Here is a 3,455-nt window from a genome sequence, read left to right on the forward strand (position 1 = left end):
CCACCCCCCAGAGAACCCAGAGAACCCGGCACCCACGTGGCAGCCGGCCTAGGCGCCCCCGACGTCATCGTCGTTCCCCCGCTCGACGCCGACGAGATCGCCGAGTTGCTGGTGCGGCACGGCCTCCCGTACCGGCTCGCCGGCCGCATCCACCAGGCCAGCGGCGGCAACCCCCGCCTCGCCCTCACCGTCGGCCGCTCCCTGAAGATCACCCGGCGGTCCGTGCACTACGCCGACGGCCTGCCGCTGACCGGCCAGTCCCGCCTGGCCGCGCGCCGCATGCTGGACCGGGTCGCCGCCCCCGTGCGCGAGGCCCTGCTCCTGGCCGCGCTGGCCCACCAGCCGACCGCCGCCCTGCTGCGGCGGGCCGGCCGCCCCGCGGCCGACGCCGAGCTGGCCGACGCCGAGCAGGCGGGCCTGATCAGCCTGGGCGAGGACGGCGCGGTGGCCTTCACCGCCGGGGTACTGCGCTCCACCCTGGTCGCCGAGGCCGACCAGGCCACCCGTGCCGCCGGGCACGCCGCGCTCGCCGAGGCCGTGTACGACCCGGTGCACGCGGTACGCCACCGCGCCCTGGCCGGGGACGCCGTGGACGAAGCGCTGGCCACTGCCCTCACCGAAGCCGCCGCCACCGCACGGTCCCGCGGCAACCGCGCCCTCGCCGCCGAACTGGGCCTGCTGGCCGCCGACCGCACACCCGCCGACCGGCCCGGACCCCAGCTGGCCCGGCTGGTCACCGCCGCCCAGGACGCCGGCCGCGCATGCCGTGCCGACCTGGCCCGGCGTGCCGCGAACGCGATCATGACCCGCGACGCCGCCCCCGCCGACCGGGTACGCGCCCGACTGGCCGTCTTCGACACGGCCGGGCAGGACCTGGCCGACCTCGACGAGGACTACGCGCACGCGCTCCAGGACGCGGAGGGGGACATCCGGCTCCAGGCCGCCGTTCAGCTCCGGCTCACCTGGAAGTACCTGCTCTCGGAAGGCAACCCCGGCCGGTCGCGGGAGGCTGCGATCGCCGCCGCCGCGCTCGCCAGGCGGGCAGGCGACGCCTCCACCGAGGCCGAGGCACTGGCCGTACGGGCCCGGGTGGAGCGTTCCCTCGGTATCGAGGAGGCGGAGCGCCGGCTGGCCGAGGCGCGGGCCCTGGAGGTGGCCCAGGGGCCGGCCGGAGCCCTCAACCCGGCCCAGATCCTCACCATCCGGCACGCGCTCTTCGACGACCGGCTGGCCGAGGCCCAGGCCCAGCTGATCGCGCTGCTGCCGGTGGTGGAGCGCCGGGGCACCGCCGAGGACGTCATCGAGGTCTGCGCCACCCTGGCCGAGGTCCAGGCCCGGCTGGGCCAGTGCACCTCGGCCCTCGGGCACGCCCGCCGCTCCCTGGAACTCACCCTGGAGGCCGGGCTGTCCCCGGGCCCCGCCTGGTACGCGTCCGCCGTCGCGGAGGCCGTGGGCGGCAGCTTCGCCCGTGCCGAGAGCTACGCCCGCCGGGGCGTCCAGGCGTCCGAGGAGGAGCACGACCAGATCTTCCTGGCCCGGAACCGCTACGTCCTGGGCCGGGTGCAACTGATCACCGGAAACGTGGCCGCCGCGGTACGCACCCTGCGCTCGGTGCAGGACCTGGAGACGGCCCAGCAGGTGGTGGACCCGTCCATCGTGCGGTGGCACGAGGAACTCGCCCTGGCACTGGTGGCCACCGACGAGCCCGCCCGGGCCGCCGAACTGATCGCCGCCACCAGGCCCACCGCGGAACGGCTCGGCCGGGACACCGTGCTGCTGGGCCTGGACCGGGCGCACGCCATGTGCCTGGCCGCCCAGGGCGAGCCGGAGACCGCGGTCGGCCTGCTCCGCGACCTCGCCCGCCGCTATGCCGAGCGCGACCTGCTGCCGGAGCAGGGCCGCACCCTGGTCGACGTGGCACGTCTGGAACGCCGCCGCAGGCGGCGAGCGCCGGCCCAGGCCGCGCTCCAGGCCGCCGCCGAGGTGTTCACCCGGCTGGGCGCCAAGCCCTGGCTGGCCCTGACCGCCGAACCGGTCGCCGCCCCGCGCCCGGACCGGACCACGGCCTCGCGCGGCACCGCCACCCCTCTCACCGAGGCCGAACTCCGCCTGGCCCACCTGGTCTGCCAGGGCGCCAGCAACCAGGAGGCGGCAGCCAAGATGTTCCTGAGCGTGAAGACCGTCGAGGCCCGACTCACCCGCATCTACCAGAAGCTGGACGTCCGCTCCCGCGCCCAACTCGCCGCCGCCCTACGGCACTCCTGACCACCTTGCCGTGCGAGCCCGGAGCACCCAGGGCCCAAGGCCGCCGTGCTGTACGCCCCCAAACCACCCGGCCACCCAGAGCCCAAAGCGGTCGCACGAGCCCCGAGCGACCCGACAGTGAACGGCAAGGGCACCCGCCGCGGCCGTGCCCGGCGAGTGCCCTCGTCATGTCCCCGCGCGATCCGCGAGGTGGAACGCTCAGCGGTAGTTCACGAACTGGATGGCGAAGTCCAGGTCCTTGCCCTTGAGCAGCGCGATGACCGCCTGGAGGTCGTCCCGGCTCTTGGAGGAGACCCGCAGCTCCTCGCCCTGCACCTGCGCCTTGACGCCCTTCGGGCCCTCATCACGGATGATCTTGGCGACCTTCTTCGCGTTCTCCTGCGAGATCCCCTCCTGCAGCGAGGCGAAGATCTTGTACTCCTTGCCGGAGGCCTGCGGCTCGCCCGCGTCCAGGGCCTTCAGCGAGATCCCCCGCTTGACCAGCTTGGACTCGAAGACGTCGAGGATCGCCTTGACCCGCTCCTCGGAGTTGGCGCGCATCTCGATCTTCTCACCCGACCAGGCGATCGAGGCGCCGACGTTCTTGAAGTCGTAGCGCTGGGAGATCTCCCGGCCCGCCTGGTTGAGGGCGTTGTCGACCTCCTGCCGCTCGACCTTCGAGACGATGTCGAAACTGGAGTCGGCCATATTGAGTTGGCTCCTCGTACATAGATTCGGTCAGGGATGCGGCCCCGAGCGCCCAGCGGTAGCGGGGGTGGGGGCCGTACCGGCCAGCCTAGTCACCCGGACCATGATCAAGCCGCGATCAACCCGGTGGCGAACCACCCCCGGTCATCGGGTATGGTTTACGTCGTTGCCAGGGAGTTCCCGACGCGAGAACGGAAATCCCGGCTTCAATCCCAGGCGGTGTGCCCGAGTGGCCAATGGGAGCGGACTGTAAATCCGTCGGCTTAGCCTACCCAGGTTCGAATCCTGGCGCCGCCACACTGGGAACAACAGCCTCTGAGCTGCGGAAACGCAACTCAGAGGCTGTTTTCGTCTGGTGATCCACCAAGACGGCGCCCCACGCCGGACGGCGACCTACTTCCGCCAAGGCCGCCCCCTCACCCCGCCGAGAGGCACCCAGCCGGGAGGCACCGCGTACTCCGCCGAGAGGCACCGCGCCCCCGCCGGGAGGCACCCCCTCACCC

General features: G+C 73.3%; 2 protein-coding genes and 1 tRNA gene. 2 read left to right on the plus strand and 1 reads right to left on the minus strand.

What is annotated here, in order from left to right; all coding sequences use genetic code 11:
• The first annotated feature begins 36 nt into the window (after positions 1 to 36).
• Positions 37 to 2,265: a helix-turn-helix transcriptional regulator gene (locus tag E4099_RS30530; protein WP_245245318.1), complete on the plus strand. Its 2,229-nt coding sequence runs from the start codon at positions 37 to 39 to the stop codon at positions 2,263 to 2,265.
• A 198-nt stretch (positions 2,266 to 2,463) separates the two neighbouring features.
• On the opposite strand, the gene E4099_RS30535 is transcribed toward E4099_RS30530, so the two are convergent.
• On the minus strand, positions 2,464 to 2,952 hold the full coding sequence (locus E4099_RS30535) for a YajQ family cyclic di-GMP-binding protein (protein ID WP_135342347.1): 489 nt from the start codon (positions 2,950 to 2,952) through the stop codon (positions 2,464 to 2,466).
• A gap of 215 nt (positions 2,953 to 3,167) precedes the next feature.
• On the opposite strand from E4099_RS30535, the gene E4099_RS30540 reads away from it, so the two are divergent.
• A tRNA-Tyr gene (locus E4099_RS30540) sits at positions 3,168 to 3,249 on the plus strand.
• Positions 3,250 to 3,455 lie beyond the last annotated feature (206 nt).

It is taken from the genome of Streptomyces palmae, assembly GCF_004684805.1.
GTDB lineage: Bacteria > Actinomycetota > Actinomycetes > Streptomycetales > Streptomycetaceae > Streptomyces > Streptomyces palmae.